Here is a 17,551-nt window from a genome sequence, read left to right as displayed (position 1 = left end):
GCGGTAGGGGCCAGGGAAGCGCGAGCCACCCTGGTAGCTCATCGCATCCGATCAGCTACCTATGGTCACTGCTGGCGGCGCGACAGTCCACCCTGACCCGGCCGGGCCAGGTCCATTACCCGCCCGTGACAATTCGTGGATCGGGTGCGGACATGCGACTGACAACTTCTGAAGGGTGATCCGACAGCCGTCAACCCTCGCCGCACGGCCCGCCGAGCAGGCACCCGAGGCGCCACGCGTCCGGTTCCGCCACCGCAGACAGCGGAGCGTGCCCGACCCGGTCCGGGGGCAGCCGCAGCGAGCCCAGTGGGCCGATGCCGCGAAGGGCGCCTGCATCATCCTCGTCGTCCTGTGGCACGTCGTCGTCAAGCACTCCCTCCAGATCGACTGGCACCTCGGCGTACCGGTGCCCGGGCTGTGGGGCGCGCTGGGAGAGCAGTTCCTGCCGCTGAGGATGCCGCTCTTCTTCGTCATCTCCGGCGTCTTCGCGGCGAACGCCGTCCAACGCCCCTGGCGGGTCGTCGCGCGGAACCGGATCGCCAAGTTCCTCTACCTGTACGCCGCCTGGCTGCTGATCCACACGGCGATCCTCGCCGCGGCGCCGAACTTCCCGACAGACCGCGCCACGTCCCCCCTCGGCCTGCTGGAACAGCTCACCATCACCCCCTCCAACCTCTGGTACCTGTACGCCCTGGCGCTCTACTTCACCGTCGCCAAGGCCGTACGCCGGGTCCCCCGCGCGCTGGTCCTCGCCCCCGCCGCGGCCCTCTCCGTCATGACCGCCGCCGACCTGCTCGCCACCCCCGGCAACCGTGGCGGCCTCTACCAGAACCTGGTCTTCTTCCTCGCCGGCCTCTACCTGCGACCGCAGATCGAGCGATGGGCGGCCACCGCGACCCGGCGCCGGCTCCTGCTGACCACCGCCGCCTACACCCTCGCCCTCGCCGCGATGGCCGCGACCGGCGCCCAGCAGTCGCTCGGCGTGTGGCCGCTGGTCTCCGTCGTGGCAGTCGCCTTCGGCATCACCGCCGCCGCCCGGTTGGCCCGGTGGCCCGCCCTCAGCCGGCCGCTCGCCACGCTCGGCCGCAACACCCTGCCCGTCTACGTCATCCACATGCCGGTCCTGGCCCTGCTGCACGTGCTGCTCCTCGGGCCGATCTCCGGGCTCGACCGGACCGGCCAGCTCCTGGTCGCGGTCGGCTACCCGGCGGTGCTGACCGGGCTGGTGCTCGGCCTGAGCCTGGCCATCCACCGCGGGTTGACGGCGGTCCCCGCACCGTGGCTGTTCGACCTTCCCGGCGCACGCCGGTCGGATCCACGGCCCGTGGCGGCGGCCCGATGACCGCGTTGGCCGAGGCCGTGGTCGACCTCGACGCGGTCGCCGGCAATGTGCGGACGATCGCCGCGGTGGCCGGTACCGAACTGATGGCCGTGGTCAAGGCGGACGGCTTCGGCCACGGCGCGCCGATGGTCGCCCGGGCCGCGCTGGGCGCCGGCGCCGGCTGGTTGGGGGTGACGTCGGCGGCCGAGGCGTTGTCCCTGCGCGCGGCGGGCATCGCCGCGCCGACGCTGAGCTGGCTGCACCACCCCGACGAGGACTTCCGCGCGCTGGTCGACGCCGACGTCGACGTCGGCGTGTCGACGACGACCCACCTGCACGCGGTCGCCGACGCGGCCCACCGGCTCGGCGTGCCCGCGACGGTGCAGCTCAAGGTCGACACCGGGCTGTCCCGCAACGGGGCCGGCGAGCACGACTGGCCCGAGCTGGTCGGCTGGGCCCGTAAGTACGAACGGGACGGTGGGGTCCGGGTCCGGGGGGTGTGGTCGCACCTGGTCGACGCGGACGTGCCGGGGAGCCCCGCGCTGTCCCGGCAGGTGGTGGCCTTCGAGGACGCGCTGCGGCTCGCCCGGCGCGCCGGCCTCGACCCCGACCTCGTCCACCTGGCCAACTCGGCGGCGGCGCTCCGCGCGCCGGCGGCCCGGTTCGACCTCTGCCGGATCGGGGTGGCCCTGTACGGCGTGGACCCGTTCGGCGCGACGGGGCCCGGGAATTTCGGGCTGCGCGGCGCGATGACGTTGCGGTCCAGCGTGGTCAACGTCAAGCGGGTGCCGGCCGGCACCGGCGTCTCCTACGGACCCGAGTACGTCACCGGGAGTCCGACGACGCTGGCCCTGCTGCCACTGGGCTTCGCCGACGGCCTACCCCGGCCCGCGCAGGGCCGCGCCGAGGTGTGGCTCGCCGGCCGGCGGTGCCCGATCGTCGGACGCATCGCCATGGACCAGTGCGTGGTCGACGTCGGCGACCTGCCCGTCTCGGTCGGCGACCCGGTCGTGGTGTTCGCCCCCGACCAGGAGGGCCACGCCGCGCCGACGGTCGCCGAGTGGGCGCGGTGGGCGGGCACCAACCCCCACGAGATCTTGACCGGCATCGGGGCCCGGGTGGCCCGCGTACATCTTCACGAGAAGGCGGAGATCTGATGAGAACCCGACTGGCAGTGCTCTACGGCGGGCAGAGCGGCGAGCACGAGGTGTCCCGCCGTTCGGCGGCGAGCATCCTCGCCGGGCTGGACCGCGACCGCTACGAGGTGACCGAGGTGCTCATCGGCCTCGACGGCGGGTGGCAGGTCGACGGCCGTGCCACTCCGCTCGCCCCGGCGATGCGGGTGCTGGGCGCCCAGGACGTGGTCTTCCCGGCGTTGCACGGCCCGTACGGCGAGGACGGCACCGTCGCCTCGCTGCTGGAGTGGCTCCGCGTGCCGTACGTCGGCAACGGGGTCTTCGCCAGCGCGGCCGGCATGGACAAGGCCGTCACCAAGAAGCTCCTCGCCGCCGAGGGCCTGCGGGTCAGCCCCGGCGTGACCCTGCGACGCGGCGAGGACGTCACCCCGGGCGACCGGCAACGGCTGGGCCTGCCGGTCTTCGTCAAACCCGCCCGGGCCGGCTCCAGCCTCGGCGTCACCAGGGTGGACGACTGGGCGGAGCTGCCCGCGGCCCTGCGCCAGGCCCGGGAGGTCGACCCGAAGGTCCTGGTCGAGAAGGCGGCGATCGGACGCGAGATCGACGTGGCGGTCCTGCAGCACCCCGACGGCCGGGTGGCAGCCGGACCGCCCCTGGAGATCAGCGTGACCGGCGGTGACTTCTTCGACTACGACGCCAAGTACGACGGCGGGGCGGTCTTCCACATCCCCGCCCCGCTCGGCCCCGCCACCACCGAACTGCTCCAGGACCGCGCGGTCCGTGCCTTCCACGCGCTGGACTGCCGTGGGCTGCTCCGGATCGACTTCTTCCTGCCCGCGGCGGGATCTCCCGAGCCGATCGCCAACGAGGTCAACACCTTCCCCGGGTTCACCAGCGCATCGCAGTATCCGCGGATCTGGCAGCAGGCCGGCGTCGGGTTCGCCGCGCTGCTCGACATCCTGATCTCCGGCGCGCTGGCCGAGCGCGGCCGGCTCCGGCCGGTCACTTCATCGGGCAGGGCCGGGGCCCTCGGGTCCCGTCCGGCCCGATGAGGGTCACCGAGGAGTACACCGCGCCCTGACCGCTGGCCGCCACGGCGTCGGTCACCGTACAGACGATCTGGTCGACCGCGGTCGCCGACAACGTGGTCACCGCACCGGACATCGTCAGCGCGAGGCCGGGCGGATCGGTCGTCGGCGTCACCGTGGAGACCGGGAGGAGACCCGCCGGGACCTCGCTGGTGAGCCCCTGGTCCCGCTCGGCCTCGTCCGGACCGGCCACGAGCAACTTGAGCGTCTCGGCGGGCGCGGGTCGCGCTGCGCTCTGGCGCATCGTCAGCTCCAGCTCGCCGTGCCGGACCAGGTAGATGCCCACCCCGGTGGACTGCCCGACCGGTGCCGGGCCGCCGTTGATGACCCCGCTGGGCCGGACCCCGCAGCCCGCCGTGAGCAGGGCGAGCAGGGCGCCACCGGCGAGCAGCGCCCGGGTCGGCCGCCGGCCGGTCACCGTACGCCTCCGGTGGCCGCCTGCTCCGCCGCCGCGCGCGGCAGGCGGAGCGTGAACACCGCACCGCCGGTCGACGCGTTGCCGGCGACCAGGCTGCCCGGCTGCCCGGCGGACCGGTGCAGCCGCGCGTTCTCCCACGCGATGGCGAGGCCCAGGCCGCTGCCCTCGGAGCGGGTCCGCGCGGTTTCCGCCTTGTAGAACCGGTCGAAGACGTGCGGCAGCACGTCAGGGTCCAACCCCGGCCCGTGGTCGGCGACCTCGATGACGATCCGGTCCGGCTCGGCGCGCAGCCGCACCGTCACCGGTGCCGCGCCGTGCCGGAAGGCGTTGCCGACCAGGTTGGCGACGATCACGTCCAGCCGGCGGGGATCCAGCCGGGCGATGATCCCCGGCGGTAGCTCCGCGTGCACCCGGTCGATCCAGCCCCGTGCCCGCAGGGTCGCGGTCACCGCCGCGGCCACGTCGATGTCGTCGAGGGCGAGTCGCGCCGCGCCGGAGTCGAACCTGCTGACCTCGATGAGGTCGTTGACCAACCGGGTCAGGTTCTGCGTCTCCTCACTGACCAGCCGGGCGGCCCGACCGGCATCCCCGGGCAGCCGGTCTGCCTCCTCGTCCAGGACGTCGGTGACGGCCGTCATCGCGGCCAGCGGCGTACGCAGTTCGTGCGACACGTCGGCCACGAAGCGGCGGGCGTCGGCCTCCATTCGACGCAGCTCACCGACCTGCCTCTCGAGCGTTCCGGCGGTGTCGTTGAAGGTTCGTGCCACGTCGGCCAGTTCGTCGCTGCCCCGCACGGTCAGCCGGGTGGTCAGGTCGCCCTCGCCGAGCTGCTGCGCCGCCCGCCCCAGCTCGCGTACGGGCCGCAGCACACCGCGGGCGGCCAGCAGGGTCAACAGCACGGCGAGGACCAGGGAGAGCCCACCGGTCACCCAGGCCAGGGTGGCGAGCCGGTCGATGCTCTGCTGCTCCGGAACCAGGCTCCGAACGGTGTAGACCTCGATCCCGGACGGCCTGGACGCGCCGCCCGACCGGTCGAGTCGCAGCTGGGTGCCGATGAGCAGAACGGGCTCTCCGTCGCGGGAGACGCGTTGCCAGGCGACGCGGCCGTCCCGGACCGCCTGCCGCAGCTCCGGGGTGAGCGGGTCCGCCACCGTCAGGCCCTGCGCTCGCAGGTCGTGGTAGAAGACCACCGCGTAGCCGTCCCGGCCGGAGAGACGCTGAGCGAGCATGTCGAGGTCGCGCTGGGTGGGCGGCAGCTGGTGGAGCGGGTAGACCGTCGCGAGTTCGTTGGTCAGTGACACCACCGCGGCGTCCTGCGCCTGTTGCAGGATGACCCGCCGGGCCTGGAAGTAGCTGCCGCTGGCGACCACCGCCGTGGTGGTGAGCCCGAGCAGCGCGAAGGCCAGCAGCAGCCGGAGCCGCAGCCCCGAGGCCCGACCGACGGCTCGGCGCCAGCCGCTCACAGCGGCCCGAACCGGTATCCGAAGCCGCGCACCGTCTGGACGAAGACCGGCGCCGACGAGTCGTCCTCGATCTTCGCGCGCAGCCGCTGCACGCAGGCGTCCACCAGCCGCGAGTCGCCGAGGTAGCCGTGCTCCCACACCGCCTCCAGCAGTTGCTGGCGACTGAGCACCCGGCCCGGGGTGTGCGAGAGTTCGAGCAGCAGGCGCAGCTCGGTCGGCGCGAGGCTGACCGGCACCCCGGCCTTGCTGACCACCAGCGCTTCCCGGTCGATGCTCAGGGCGGCGTGCTGTTCCGGGCCGGACTTCTCGCCGCCGGCCCGCCGCGACTCGCCGCTGGTCCGCCGCAGCACCGCGCGGATCCGCGCCTCGAGCACCCGGGCCTGCACCGGCTTGACCACGTAGTCGTCGGCGCCCGCCTCCAGGCCGGCCACCACGTCCATGTCGTCGTTGCGGGCGGTGAGCATGATGATCGGCAGGTCGCCGAGGGCCCGGATCCGACGGCAGACCTCGAACCCGTCCATCCCTGGCAGCATGAGATCGAGGATCACGACGTCGGACGGGGCCGCGTGCAGCCGCTCCAGCCCCTGCTCGCCGGTTGCCACGGCCATCACCGTGTGTCCCTGTCGCGTCAGTGCCAGCTGGAGTCCGTCACGAACCGTCTGGTGATCTTCGATCAGCAGGACTCGGGACATGTCGCCAAGTATCGCACCACGGGAAAAGCTCGCATTCTCCTCATTTTCGTACATCGGGCCGGCCGCGCGATCCCTCCCCCGCGCCCAGCAGGAGCACCGCCGAACCCACGGCCAGCATCGTCGACCCGGTCACCGCCACGATGGCGATGAGCGGCCCGCGGTCGACCGATTCGGTCAGGCCCGGCCCGACCGCCAGAAGCACCCACACCAGCACGACCAGGCCCAACGCCGCCTCGACCAGCCCACCCGGCACCCGACCACCGAACGACCCGCCACGCGGTTCGATCTCGCCGGAGGGTCCGGCCGCACCGTGCGGCTCGATGCCGCCGCACGGGCCACCCCCAACCCGCCGATGCTCCAGCGCGGCCGCGGCCAGGCAGAACAACGCCACGCCCAGCAGGACGCCGCCGAGCGCGTCACTGAACCGGTGCCACCCCGCGATCATGGTGGCCGAGGCGACCACCGAGACACCCACCGCACCGGGTACCGCGAGCCACCGGCGCGCCCACCCGGGCAGGACCAGCATGAAGGCCAGCAGCAGCGCCGTCGCGGCGACGACGTGGCCGCTGGGAAAGCTGTTGTGGGTGGTCGAACTCTCGACCTGGAGATCCGGCCGAGGCAGCACCGACTTGGCCGCTCCGGCCACCGCCACCGCGCAGAGCACCAGGCCGACGGCCACCACACCGGCCACCGGGCGCCGGCGGAGCAGCGCCACCAGCAGCACCGCGCCGAGCAGGGCAGCCAGCAGCAGCGGGTTGCCGAAGTGGGCCAGCACGGTCTTGGCCGGACCCACCAGCGCGGTCTGCTGCTGGTAGCCGCCGCCCCGCTCGGCGCGCGGCAGAAGCAGGCCGTCCAGCCACTGACCGACCCGGGTGAAGAGAAAAAAGAGACAGGTCAGTCCCAGGGCGAACAGGTAGCAGAGCGCAGCGCCGAACAGCGGTCGCCCGGGGTACGCGGCCGTCCGGCCGGACGGCCGCCGTCGCGCGGCGGGCGGGGCCGGCACGGGCCGCCGGCCGAGAGAGTGCAGCGATCCGGGTTGCATACCGGCCATCCTCGGTCGGGCACGTCCGGGTGCCGTCCGGGAATTGTCTTCGTTCTGTCACAGTTTCCGGTCGGCCGCCGATCAAGTCGGGTGACCGCGGAACCCGTAGCGGTCACCCGTCACCGAGCCAGGGCAGGATTGGCTGATGACCACCACCGACCTGCCTCCCGCGATCCGGGCCTTCATCGAGGCGACCAACCGCGGCGACTCGGCCGCCTTCGTCGAAGCGTTCACCGACGACGCGTACCTCAACGACTGGGGCCGCGAGTTCCGCGGCCGCGACGGCGTACGCGACTGGGACGGCAGCGACAACATCGGCGTGCAGTCGCACTTCGACCTCGTCGCGATCGAGCCCGGCCCCGACCCCGACAGCTACGTCGTCACCCTCACGGTGTCCGGCAACGGCTACAACGGCACCGGCCCGATGGCCATCCAGCTGCGCGACGGCCTGATCGCGAGCCTGCGCATCGGCTGACGCGCGCCCGTCTACGCGTTGCGGCCGGCCCGCAGTTGCTCGACCAGCCGCCCCGCGAACGACTCGGCCGCCGGCGCGACGGCGCCCTGCGCGATGCCCACCTGGGCGAAGGTGCTGTCATCGCCGTACGGTGAGACGCGGACCTCGACGAAGAGGTTGCCGTCGCGCAGGTAGAGCACATGCTGGCTGTCGTCGTGCGCCTGGGACATCAGCTCCACCCCGGGCAGCGAACCGGCGGTGGTTTCCTTGACCAGCCGGGTGTCGTACGCCAGGCGTGCGCCCTCGGGCGACCGGTAGGTCGCCAGCCCCACCGCGACCAGCACGTCGAACCGCTTGCCCACGCCGTAGCTGCGCAGGCACTGGACACCGCCGGTGAACTGGAAGTTGGCCGGTCGGCGCCAGTTGTTCGAAACCTCCTCCACCACGGAGAGCGGCAGCGCCGGCTTCAGGCCGTCGAAGTCGATCTGCGAGCAGAGCTGCGCCGTCAGGACGTACTGCGGGATGGCGGCGGCGGTCGACGGCGACGGTGCCTGCGACGGGGGCACGCTCGCCGGCGCCGACGGGCTACAGCCCCCGAGGACGAGCCCGGCGGCCAACAGGGCCACAATAGGGGTACGCATCGCAGCTCCAGGTTCAGGGAGCGCCATCCTACGAAGCGGAGATCGCTTTCGTGGCCCCATGCCGAGCTCCGGTCACGCCGTCCGGCCGCGCCGGTGACGAGACGCGCGGGCGGCCCGGCTGGTGACCAGCCGGGCCGCCCGATCGGTCGTACGGTCAGCCGCCGAGGCTCGCGGCCGCCGAGGCGATCGCCGAGGCGAAGTAGCTGACCTGGGTGTAGACGCCCGGGTAGTTGGGGCGGGCACAGCCATTGCCCCAGCTGACGATGCCGACCTGGATCCACGCGTTGTTGGCGTCGCGGCGGAACATCGGACCGCCCGAGTCACCCTGGCAGGTGTCCACTCCGCCGCTGGCGTAGCCGGCGCAGATCTCCTCGGCGGGGATGATCTGGCCGCCGTAGTAGGAGTTGCAGGCCGAGTCGCTGACGAACGGGACGGTGGCCTTGAGCAGGTAGCGCTGCTGCGCGCCGCCTTCCCGGGCGGCGCCCCAGCCCGCGACGGTGAAGGTGCCGCTGTCGTAGGCGGTGGTGTTGGCGATCTTCAGCGTGCTCAACCCGGTGACCGGCGTAGCCAGCCGGATCAGCGCCCAGTCCCGGCCGTTGCCGTTGTAGCCGGGGGCCCGGTAGACGTAGTTCGAGCGCACGGTGATCCGGCTCGACGACTGCAGGTCGACCACTCCGAGGGTCGCGGTGATGCTGGTGTTGGCGCCGGTGGCACCCACGCAGTGCGCCGCGGTGAGGACCAGCCGCGAGCTGTACAGGGCGCCGCCGCAGCCCATCGAGAGCCGCACCATGAACGGGAACTCGCCCTGGGCGGCGCGGGTGCCACCGACGACGTTCGGCGTGACCGTCGGGTCGGCCGCGGCGGCGGGCGCCGCGAGAGTGAGGCTGCCCGCGGTCACCGCAGCCAACGCGGCGGCCAACAGGCCGGTGAGGGTGCGCCAGCGAACCATACGTTCCTCCGCATCAGGACCGGCACGCCTCGGGTGCGCACCTGCTTCAAGATTGCGGCAATCATATTGAGATCAATGGATCGGTTGGGCATATCCTCTGGGTCGTATCCCGACGTTATGGAAGCCGGCTGCGTCCTAGTAGCGGCTGCCCTCCGGGGCGGGCAGGGCGTCCAGCTCGGCCAGTTCCGCCGGGCCGAGTTCGAGGTCGCCGGCCGCGACGTTGTCGAGCAGGTACGTCGGCGTCTTGGTGCCGGGGATCGGCACCACGTACCGGCCCTGAGCGACCACCCAGCCCAGCGCGACCTGGGCGGGGGTCCGACCGGCGTCGTCCGCGATCTCCCGCACACGAGCGGCGATGCTCAGGTTCGCGCGCAGCGCCTCCTGCTGGAAACGCGGCAGGCCGCGGCGGAAGTCGTCCTCGGGCAGGTCGTCGAAGGAGGTGAAGCGGCCGGTGAGGAAGCCGCGGCCCAGTGGGGAGAACGGCAGGAAGGCGATGCCCTGCTCCGCGCAGTACGGCACCACCTCGGCCAGCGGGTCGCGGGTCCACAGCGACAGCTCGGACTGCACGGAGGCCACCGGGTGCACCGACTGCGCGCGCCTGATCTGCTCCACGCTCACCTCGGAGAGGCCGACCTGCCGCGCCTTGCCCGCCGCGACGACCTCCGCCATCGCCCCCCAGGACTCCTCGATCGGCACCTGCGGATCGACCCGGTGCAGCTGGTAGAGGTCGACGTGCTCGGTGCCGAGTCGGCGCAGGCTCTCGTCGATCGACGCGCGGATGTGCTCGGGGCGGCCGTTGGGCGCGATCCTCGGCGAGTTGCCCGGCCCACCGGTCGGCGAGGTCACCACCAGGCCGACCTTGGTGGCCAGCACGGCGCGGTCGCGGTGACCACCGGCCAGCGCCCGGCCGACCAGACGCTCGTTCGTGTACGGACCGTAGACGTCCGAGGTGTCGATCAGCGTGGCGCCCAGATCGAGCGCCTGCCGGATGACCGAGATCGACGTGTCGTCGTCCCGCGCGGCCTTGAGGTCGTAGCCGTGGCTCATTCCCATGCAGCCCAGGCCGATCACGGCGATCTCGGGGCCGTTCTCGCCGAGCGTGGTGGTACGCATGGCGGCAACGCTAGCGCGGCCCCGGCGGTCCGCCGGTCGCCGCTGTCACCTGTGGTCCGCTACACCAGGTCGCGCCGCTGCGGCGGAAGTTGCTCGGGACGACTGCCGGGCGCCTCGGTGCCGGCGGGCCGGCCGCCGCCGCGGGTCACCAGATAGCCGAAGGCCGCGGCGGTGAAGAACATGACGATTCCGTAGACGGCGCCCGGTACGGCCATCTGGGTGCTGTTGAGCAGCGCCGGGCTGAGCGCGATCGTGATGGCCAGGGTGCTGTTGTGGATGCCGATCTCGAACCCGGCCGCCGTCGCGGCCCTCCGGTCGACCCCGGCCGCCCGCGGCACCCCGTAGCCGATCGCGAGGCTGATCAGGTTGAACACGAGCACGGCCAGACCGACCGAGACGAAGTAGTCGGCGATGTTCTCGCGCTCGCCGAGCACGGCGCCGGCGATCACCGCGACGAGCACGACCACGGACAGGATCCGCACCGGGCGGTTCAGGCGTTCGGCGACGCGGGGCGCCCTGGCCCGGACCAGCATGCCGATCGCGACCGGGATGAGCACGATGGCGAAGACCTGCAGCACCTTGTCGAACTGCAGGCCGATGCTCGTCGCGTCGGCGAGGAAGTGGGCCGCCGACAGGTTGACCACGATCGGCAGGACGAACACGGCGATCACCGAGTTGATGGCGGTCAGGGTGATGTTCAGGGCGACGTGCCCGCCGAACAGATGGCTGTAGAGGTTGGCCGTGGTGCCGCCGGGCGAGGCGGCCAGCAGCATCATCCCGACGGCCAGCTCCGGTGCCAGGTCGAAGGCGAGCACCAGGCCGAAACAGATCACCGGCAGCACCACCACCTGGCACACCAGCGCGATGACGGCGGCCCTCGGATGCTGGGCCACCCGACGGAAGTCCTCGGTGGTCAGCCCGAGACCCAGGCCGAGCATGATGATGCCGAGGGCGATGGGCAGACCGATCAGGGTCAGGGCCGAGTCCATGACACCACATCGTTACCACCGGGTAACGCCCCCACAATCCCCCATCCGGCTCGGCACGACCGCCGGCCGCCGACCCCGTGGGCGGCGACCGTGCCGGCGGCTGAGACGATCCGGCGGGCGCGCCGCTACCGGGCGGCGGGCGCCGACTGTGTCTACCCGATCCTGCTGCGCGACGAGACCGAGATCGCCGAGCTCGTCGCGTCCGCCGGCGTGCCGGTCAACATCCTCGCCGGCAAGGGGTTCACCGTCGCCCGGCTGGCCGGGCTCGGCGTGGCCCGGATCAGCTTCGGCGCCCAGCTCTACCAGAGCACCCGAGCCCACCTCGCCGGCCTGATCGGCGATCTCGCCAACCCTCGCTGAACCGCTGCCGGAGCCGTCGCGGGCGACTTCGGCAGCGGTCCACGCTCACCGCCATCGTTCTTCCAACGGAGCGAAGGTGTGGACCGCCGGCCTCGGCACTGAGAAGATACTTGCGCTCTCAGTGCAGAAACTGGGTCCACACCTGGAGGATCGATGCGTTCTCGTCGCCGAAGAGTGCTCGCCCTGATGGCCGGGGCCGCGCTCGCAGCCGGCCTCGCCGTCGCCGCCGTCCCGTCCGCCGCCGAGGCCGGCACCGCCGGGTACCGCCCGGTGATCTTCGTGCACGGCAGCGCCGGATCGGCGTCGCAGTTCCAGACCCAGGCCAAGCGCCTGGCCAGCAACGGCTACCTGATCGACATCATCGAGGCGCACGAGTACGACTCGCCGAACATCGCCACGATCCTGCCCCAGGTGTACGCGGGGCTGGACGCGCGCATCTCCCGCCTGCTGACGGCGACCGGCGCCGACAAGGTCGACCTGCTCGCGCACTCCCTCGGCACCTTCGTCCTGCAGGGCTACCTCACCAGCTCGCCGGCCCGGGCCGCCCGGGTCGCGCACTACGTGAACCTGGACGGGCGTGTCGCGGCGGCACCACCGGGTGGCGTGCCGACGCTCGCGATCTGGGGCGAGGGCGACCCGGCCCGGGCCATCGTGGGCGCGACGAACGTGCGCTTCCCGGAGCAGTCCCACACGCAGATCGTGTCGTCAGCGGAGTCGTTCGGCGAGGTCTTCCGGTTCTTCCGGGGCCGGGCACCACACACGACGCGGATCGTGCCCCAGCTCTTCGGCACCGCCCGGGTGTCCGGCCGCGCGGCGCTCTTTCCGAGCAACGCCGGCGTCACCGACGCGACGCTCGAGGTCTACCCGGTCAGCCCGCTGACGGGCGCTCGGCTCTCGAGCCGGCCCACGCACCGGGCGACACTGACCGGCGACGGCTCGTTCGGACCGTTCCCGGTACTCGCCACCGCCCGCTACGAGTTCGCGATCGTGCGTACCGGTGCGGCGACGCACCACTTCTACTTCCAACCGTTCCTGCGGTCCGACTCGTTCGTACGCCTGGCGACCAGCCGGCCGGGCGAGGGCCTCAGCGGCCTGGTCGACACCAGCGACCGGCACACCGCGCTGACGATCCAACGTCAGAAGGAGTGGTGGGGTGACCAGGGTGACGCCGGCGACGACCTCTGGATCAACGGTCGGTCCGTCCTGAACCCCGCGAACACACCACGCGTCAAGCGGACGATAGCGCTCTTCGCGTTCGACGACGGCAGCGACGGTGTCACCGACCTGTCCGCTCCCCTGCCGGAGTTCTTCAGCCAGACCTTCATCACCGGCATGGACGTGTTCATCCCGGCCACGCCGGCCCACCTCGGCCTCGTCTCGGTCGCGGTGGGCCATCGCGGCGGCGGTTACGACGTGGTCAACGTTCCCAACTGGAAGGCCAGCGGGCATCGGGTGACGGTGAACGTCGACGACTTCTGATCGGGAGCCGCGGGCCGGGCGCGCAGCTGGAGGAAGGTCGACTGGCGTCGTCCGCCGTCGGGGCGGAGCCGTTGACATCAGTCACTTGACTGCGACGGCAATCATGGCGGTGCGCCCTGGCGATGCGCGGGGAGCGCTACTCGTGATCCGGCGATCGCGCCTAGAGGGGACGGCATGCAGCAATCGGACTTGCTGAACGACGCCGAGCGTAAGCTTTGGGAGGCTTTCCCGCGGGGAGCGCGAGTCAACCTGGGCCACGGTGACCCGACGGCGGAGGGATTTGATCCCGACTGGTGGCACGAGGGTCGTCAAGTACGTGGCGAACTCATCGCACACCTGCTCCTAGGGCTACGTGAGGCGGAGCCTGGTTACGTGGCCCAGGTTGCACTGACAGGCGCGCGCATCATCGGCCGGCTGGACCTGTGCGCCGGTCAGACGGAGTATCAGCTTGTCCTCACGCGGTGCTGGCTTGACAAGCCCCCAAACTTGGCCAACGCGTCCACGGGACCTACCGCGTTCCGCAACACACGTCTGCCTGGGCTGATCGGATTCGAGTGGCAGACTCGTGGCTCGGTGTCGTTTGGTCAAAGTCAGAGCGGGGCTTCGGTCAGTCTCCGAGGTGCACACATCGGCGGACATTTATCATTCGAAGGCGCCACCCTGAGTAACGCCGACGGCGAGGCTCTCAGCGCCGACGGGCTGAGAGTCGATCAAGATCTAATTTGCACCAATGGGTTCGTCGCCACGGGCGAGGTCCAACTCATCGGAGCGCACATCGGGGGTCAGCTCAGGCTTAGCGGAGCCAACTTAGACAACCCCGGCGGCAACGCATTCAACGCTGACGGGCTCACGGTCGACCAAGACTTCTTCTGCAGCAATGGATTTGCTGCCACCGGCGAGGTGCGCTTCCTCGGAGCGCGCGTGGGTGGAGTGCTCTCCCTCATCGGCGCCACCCTGACCAACCCCGGCGGCGATGCCCTCAGCGCCGACCAGGTCACTGTCGACCAAGGAATGTTCTGCACCGGCGGATTTACTGCAGTCGGCGAGGTACGCCTTATCGGCGCGCACATCGGCGGGGAGGTCTTCTTCGACGGCGCCACCCTGACCAACCCCGGCGGCAACACGTTGTACGCCGACCGGCTCACCGTGGACCAGGGTATGTCCTGCACCAATTTGACCGCTGCCGGTGAGCTACGCCTCATCGGCGCGCACATCGCCGGGAGGCTTTCCTTCGATGGCGCAACCCTGACCAACCCCGACGGCAACGCGCTCATCGCCGACGGCTTGACAGTCACGCAAGGAATGTCCTGCACCGACCGGTTCACCACCGTCGGCGGCGTACGTCTCATCGGTGCGCACATCGCCGGACAGCTTTCCTTCGCCAGCGCCAGCCTGGCTCATCCGAATGAACTCGCGTTGGAATTAGAAAGCGTTGAGTGCCCATATCTGCGTCTGCCCTCACGAGTAGACGGTCACATCGACCTAAGCCGCGCCCGCTTGGGCACCCTGCACCTGCCGGCGGTAGCTAGTCAGCCGCCGACCCGATTGGCAGGGCTGAACTACACAGACCTGGACCCCGATCCCGAACCACCTGTACGGCAGCGCATCGCCTGGCTACGCCACGACCCTGCGGGCTTCCACCCTCAACCCTACGAACACCTGGCCGCCTACTACCGCAGCATCGGCCACGACCGCGATGCCCGCCGGGTCCTACTCGCCAAGCAACGCACACGCCGCCGTACGACACCCAATACCTGGCGGGCCGGGCGCTACCTTCGTCCCCTGCTAGCCATGGCTTGGCGTATCCCCGGTTGGCTCAGCGACGGTCTCTCCGGCTACGGATACGTTCCCTGGCGGGCCTTTTGCTGGCTGGTTATCGCCGTCGTCGCAGGAGCGGCGCTTCTGCGCGACACCGCCCCCGCCGTACCCGCCGACGACGGCAACGTCAACGCGCTACTACTCGCCTTGGACGCCACCGTGCCGACCGCACCCTTCGGCATTCGGAGAGATCTCGCCCTCACCGGCATTCACTACGCCGTAGCGTTCAGCCTGCAGATCCTCGGCTACGCCCTCGTGCTAGCGGTGCTTCCGGCTGTCAGCCGTACCCTGAGCCGCACAGATAAGTAGCCCTGGCTGGAACCCCAGCCGCTCTGCTCACCTTCAACAAACACCGCCAGCAGGCCGGGCGTCCGGCGCTGAAAATTGGTAGGCGGCTGTCGTGAACTCCGACCTCGATCCGAGCATCACACCTGACACCTGCGATATGACTGCGGTGGAGGGAGTTCTCATGCGCCTCAAGTTGCTGACGGCCGTGCTCGGCTTCTCGATGGTCGGCGGTTGCGCGTCCGGCGTGGATCGGGTCGGCGGAGACGCCGGACCGGCCGGCAGCCCGGCGACAACCTCGACCGCCGGCTCGACCCCGGCGGCGACGTCGACGTCCACGCCTGCGTCGCCTTCCAGGACTCCGGCAGGCGTCAGGACTCCGGCAAGCGCGTCGAAGAGCCCTACCCGGCCGGCTACCGGGGGACGGGGTGAGATCCGCCGAACCGACTGGTCGAACGTCTCACTCGCCGACATGAACTTCCTCGATCTCGGCGATGCGGAATTCCACAACGGCGAAGCCTCGTTCGGCTACAACAGCTGCACGATGCTGCCCGGCGGCGCACGTCCGTTCTACGCGGATTTCATCGCCGAGGAACCGGCGAACAGCCTCGCCACCGAGGACGCGCTCGTCCTCGTCGAGTGCGGGGGTGACGGCATGCACCAGGCCCTCCTCGTGGTCCAGCTCGAATACGACCGGAAGACCCGCTACGAGCATTCCTTCATCGAGGCCGACATCCCGCCGGGGCCCGGCAGGAGAATGACCTTCACCAGCTACTCCGTGGAACGGGGCGTCATCGTGACCACCGTCAAGAAGGCCGACGGCGGCACCGAGAAGCGTCGCTACCGGTACGACGGCGGATCGAGATGGGTCAGGATGTAGCTGGGCTCATACCTCCGGCGCCAACGAGTTCCCGGTCCGGAGACTGCGAATGATCTCCTCGGTGTGATCGACTCCATCGACCTGTCGGACCTGGACGTAGAGGGCGTATCCGACCGTGGTGGCCGACATGATGGCCTCGCTGAAGGAGATCGAGGTGCCACCGCAGCCGCTCCAGCGCCGCACGTGGGCCGTCCAGGAGCCGATGGTGAACCGCCGGTCAGGCTCCTGGACGCACCCGGAATGGTCGGGCAGGGCGGGAACGCCGGTGCGCAACGCCCTGCTGGCACCGACGAAGACGCCCGGAACGGCGCTGGCCGGATCGGAATAGGTGGTCAGGTTGCTGCCGACGAGCAGGCCGGGCGCGTGGCCGGCAGGAAGGCGAATCGCCTGCGGGTTCCAGCCCGAGGCTCTGAGCTGCTTGGCCCAGGTCACCGGCACCGACACCGACAGGCCACCGGTGTCGTCGGCTACCCGTACCCACCTGAGACCGGTCGGAGGCGCGGAGGCGGCGGCGGTGCCGGCTGACCCGACCGCCGCGACCAGCGCGGGCACGAGCAGGAGTCGACGAATGCGGACGCGCGGCCGGACGGGCGCCGCCGCCGCGGTGTCCAGCGCATCGGCGAAGGCGAGGGCGGACGGCCACCGTTTCCCCGGGCTGGGCTGGAGGGCCCGCAACACCACGGGGTCGACTCGGGGCGGCACGCCGGCGCGCACCTTCGACGGTCGTGCCACCGGCATGGCGGCCGCCGATGCCACGTCCCGCACGGATGCCGGCAGGGTGGGTGGCCGCCCGGTGAGCATGTGGTACGTCAGCGCGCCGAGGGCGTACACGTCGGCCCGGGCGTCGATGCCACCACCGACGCGGGCCTGCTCCGGCGCCATGTATCCGGGCGATCCGGCGACGACGGTGAACCCGGACGCATGCGCGAGCGCCTTGGCCAACCCGAGATCGCCCACCAGTACGCGCTCCGCGGGTCCGGCCCCCGCGAAGAGTACGTTCGACGGTGTGAGGTCGCGATGAACGACGCCGAGCTCGTGCAGCATCGCCACCCCCCTCGCGAGTTCGGCGGCGATCCGCATCGCCTCTGGCGGTGGCAGCGGTCCGGCGCTCAGCCGCTCCGCGAGGGTGCCGCCGGAGGCATACGTCATCACCAGGTAGGGGCGCCCGTCGGGCAGCTCGCCCACGTCGAGCACGCGGACCAGCCGATCCGACTCGGCCCGCCGCATGATGCGGGCCTCCTCGGTGAACCGGGCCCGGATGTCCGACTGGTGCGCCCAGTTGTCGGCCAGCACCTTCACCGCGACCGGCGTACGCAGGACATCGTCGTCCGCGAGCCACACGGTGGCGAAGGCACCGGATCCGAGGCGCCTCCGGACCCGATAGCGGCCGATGAGCTCAGGCATCAACACCCACCGCAGTGTA

17 protein-coding genes are annotated in these 17,551 nt (G+C 71.2%); 8 read left to right on the top strand and 9 right to left on the bottom strand.

Annotation, left to right across the window (positions count from 1 at the left end):
- Window positions 1–268: 268 nt before the first annotated feature.
- The 3 genes from ACIBBA_RS23945 to ACIBBA_RS23935 are packed head-to-tail and all read left to right on the top strand — an operon-like array spanning window position 269 to window position 3,509.
- Window positions 269–1,342, top strand: a complete 1,074-nt coding sequence (locus ACIBBA_RS23945; protein WP_396700197.1) for an acyltransferase family protein — start codon at window positions 269–271, stop codon at window positions 1,340–1,342.
- Window positions 1,339–2,478 (top strand): alanine racemase, encoded by a 1,140-nt coding sequence (gene alr / locus ACIBBA_RS23940; protein ID WP_396700195.1) that lies wholly within the window; start codon window positions 1,339–1,341, stop codon window positions 2,476–2,478. The genes ACIBBA_RS23945 and alr overlap by 4 nt, the downstream gene beginning before the upstream one ends.
- Window positions 2,478–3,509: a D-alanine--D-alanine ligase family protein gene (locus tag ACIBBA_RS23935; RefSeq protein WP_396700194.1), complete on the top strand. Its 1,032-nt coding sequence runs from the start codon at window positions 2,478–2,480 to the stop codon at window positions 3,507–3,509. Before alr ends, ACIBBA_RS23935 begins: the two co-directional genes overlap by 1 nt.
- Here ACIBBA_RS23935 and ACIBBA_RS23930 read toward each other — a convergent pair.
- The 4 genes from ACIBBA_RS23930 to ACIBBA_RS23915 are packed head-to-tail and all read right to left on the bottom strand — an operon-like array spanning window position 3,460 to window position 7,160.
- Window positions 3,460–3,963 (bottom strand): hypothetical protein, encoded by a 504-nt coding sequence (locus tag ACIBBA_RS23930; protein WP_396700193.1) that lies wholly within the window; start codon window positions 3,961–3,963, stop codon window positions 3,460–3,462. The genes ACIBBA_RS23935 and ACIBBA_RS23930 overlap by 50 nt on opposite strands.
- The gene (locus tag ACIBBA_RS23925) at window positions 3,960–5,426 is read right to left on the bottom strand and encodes an ATP-binding protein (RefSeq protein WP_396700192.1); all 1,467 of its coding nucleotides are present in this window, start codon (window positions 5,424–5,426) and stop codon (window positions 3,960–3,962) included. The genes ACIBBA_RS23930 and ACIBBA_RS23925 overlap by 4 nt, the downstream gene beginning before the upstream one ends.
- A complete protein-coding gene (locus ACIBBA_RS23920) occupies window positions 5,423–6,118 on the bottom strand; it encodes a response regulator (protein WP_396700191.1) in 696 nt (231 codons plus the stop codon). The genes ACIBBA_RS23925 and ACIBBA_RS23920 overlap by 4 nt, the downstream gene beginning before the upstream one ends.
- A 40-nt stretch (window positions 6,119–6,158) precedes the next feature.
- Window positions 6,159–7,160, bottom strand: a complete 1,002-nt coding sequence (locus ACIBBA_RS23915) for a phosphatase PAP2 family protein (protein ID WP_396700190.1) — start codon at window positions 7,158–7,160, stop codon at window positions 6,159–6,161.
- 145 nt (window positions 7,161–7,305) lie between these two features.
- Here ACIBBA_RS23915 and ACIBBA_RS23910 point away from each other — a divergent pair, with 145 nt between their 5' ends.
- Window positions 7,306–7,635 (top strand): nuclear transport factor 2 family protein, encoded by a 330-nt coding sequence (locus ACIBBA_RS23910; protein WP_396700189.1) that lies wholly within the window; start codon window positions 7,306–7,308, stop codon window positions 7,633–7,635.
- Between the two features lie 11 nt (window positions 7,636–7,646).
- Here the strand turns inward: ACIBBA_RS23910 and ACIBBA_RS23905 are convergent, their stop codons facing one another.
- The 4 genes from ACIBBA_RS23905 to ACIBBA_RS23890 all read right to left on the bottom strand — a co-directional run bounded on the left by ACIBBA_RS23905 (window position 7,647) and on the right by ACIBBA_RS23890 (window position 11,306).
- Window positions 7,647–8,255, bottom strand: a complete 609-nt coding sequence (locus ACIBBA_RS23905; protein ID WP_396700188.1) for a hypothetical protein — start codon at window positions 8,253–8,255, stop codon at window positions 7,647–7,649.
- Between the two features lie 154 nt (window positions 8,256–8,409).
- On the bottom strand, window positions 8,410–9,204 hold the full coding sequence (locus tag ACIBBA_RS23900; protein ID WP_396700187.1) for a S1 family peptidase: 795 nt from the start codon (window positions 9,202–9,204) through the stop codon (window positions 8,410–8,412).
- A 135-nt stretch (window positions 9,205–9,339) separates the two neighbouring features.
- Window positions 9,340–10,317 carry an aldo/keto reductase gene (locus tag ACIBBA_RS23895; protein ID WP_396700186.1) on the bottom strand — a complete coding sequence of 326 codons (978 nt, stop codon included), beginning with the start codon at window positions 10,315–10,317 and terminating at the stop codon, window positions 9,340–9,342.
- Window positions 10,318–10,376: 59 nt separating this feature from the next.
- The gene (locus ACIBBA_RS23890) at window positions 10,377–11,306 is read right to left on the bottom strand and encodes a bile acid:sodium symporter family protein (protein ID WP_396700185.1); all 930 of its coding nucleotides are present in this window, start codon (window positions 11,304–11,306) and stop codon (window positions 10,377–10,379) included.
- 90 nt (window positions 11,307–11,396) lie between these two features.
- On the opposite strand from ACIBBA_RS23890, the gene ACIBBA_RS23885 reads away from it, so the two are divergent.
- The 4 genes from ACIBBA_RS23885 (at window position 11,397) to ACIBBA_RS23870 (ending at window position 16,128) form a co-directional block, all read left to right on the top strand.
- A complete protein-coding gene (locus ACIBBA_RS23885; RefSeq protein ID WP_396700184.1) occupies window positions 11,397–11,666 on the top strand; it encodes an isocitrate lyase/phosphoenolpyruvate mutase family protein in 270 nt (89 codons plus the stop codon).
- Window positions 11,667–11,840: 174 nt separating this feature from the next.
- A complete protein-coding gene (locus ACIBBA_RS23880) occupies window positions 11,841–13,145 on the top strand; it encodes an alpha/beta hydrolase (protein ID WP_396700183.1) in 1,305 nt (434 codons plus the stop codon).
- Between the two features lie 174 nt (window positions 13,146–13,319).
- Entirely contained in the window at window positions 13,320–15,272 is a 1,953-nt protein-coding gene (locus tag ACIBBA_RS23875; protein ID WP_396700182.1) for a hypothetical protein, read from the top strand.
- A 91-nt stretch (window positions 15,273–15,363) separates the two neighbouring features.
- Window positions 15,364–16,128: a hypothetical protein gene (locus ACIBBA_RS23870; RefSeq protein ID WP_396700180.1), complete on the top strand. Its 765-nt coding sequence runs from the start codon at window positions 15,364–15,366 to the stop codon at window positions 16,126–16,128.
- Between the two features lie 6 nt (window positions 16,129–16,134).
- On the opposite strand, the gene ACIBBA_RS23865 is transcribed toward ACIBBA_RS23870, so the two are convergent.
- Entirely contained in the window at window positions 16,135–17,532 is a 1,398-nt protein-coding gene (locus ACIBBA_RS23865; RefSeq protein ID WP_396700267.1) for a serine/threonine-protein kinase, read from the bottom strand.
- Window positions 17,533–17,551: the final 19 nt, after the last annotated feature.

Source organism: Micromonospora sp. NPDC051006 (assembly GCF_044456245.1).
Classification (GTDB): domain Bacteria; phylum Actinomycetota; class Actinomycetes; order Mycobacteriales; family Micromonosporaceae; genus Micromonospora.
This window is presented reverse-complemented; position numbering and strand designations above follow the sequence as displayed.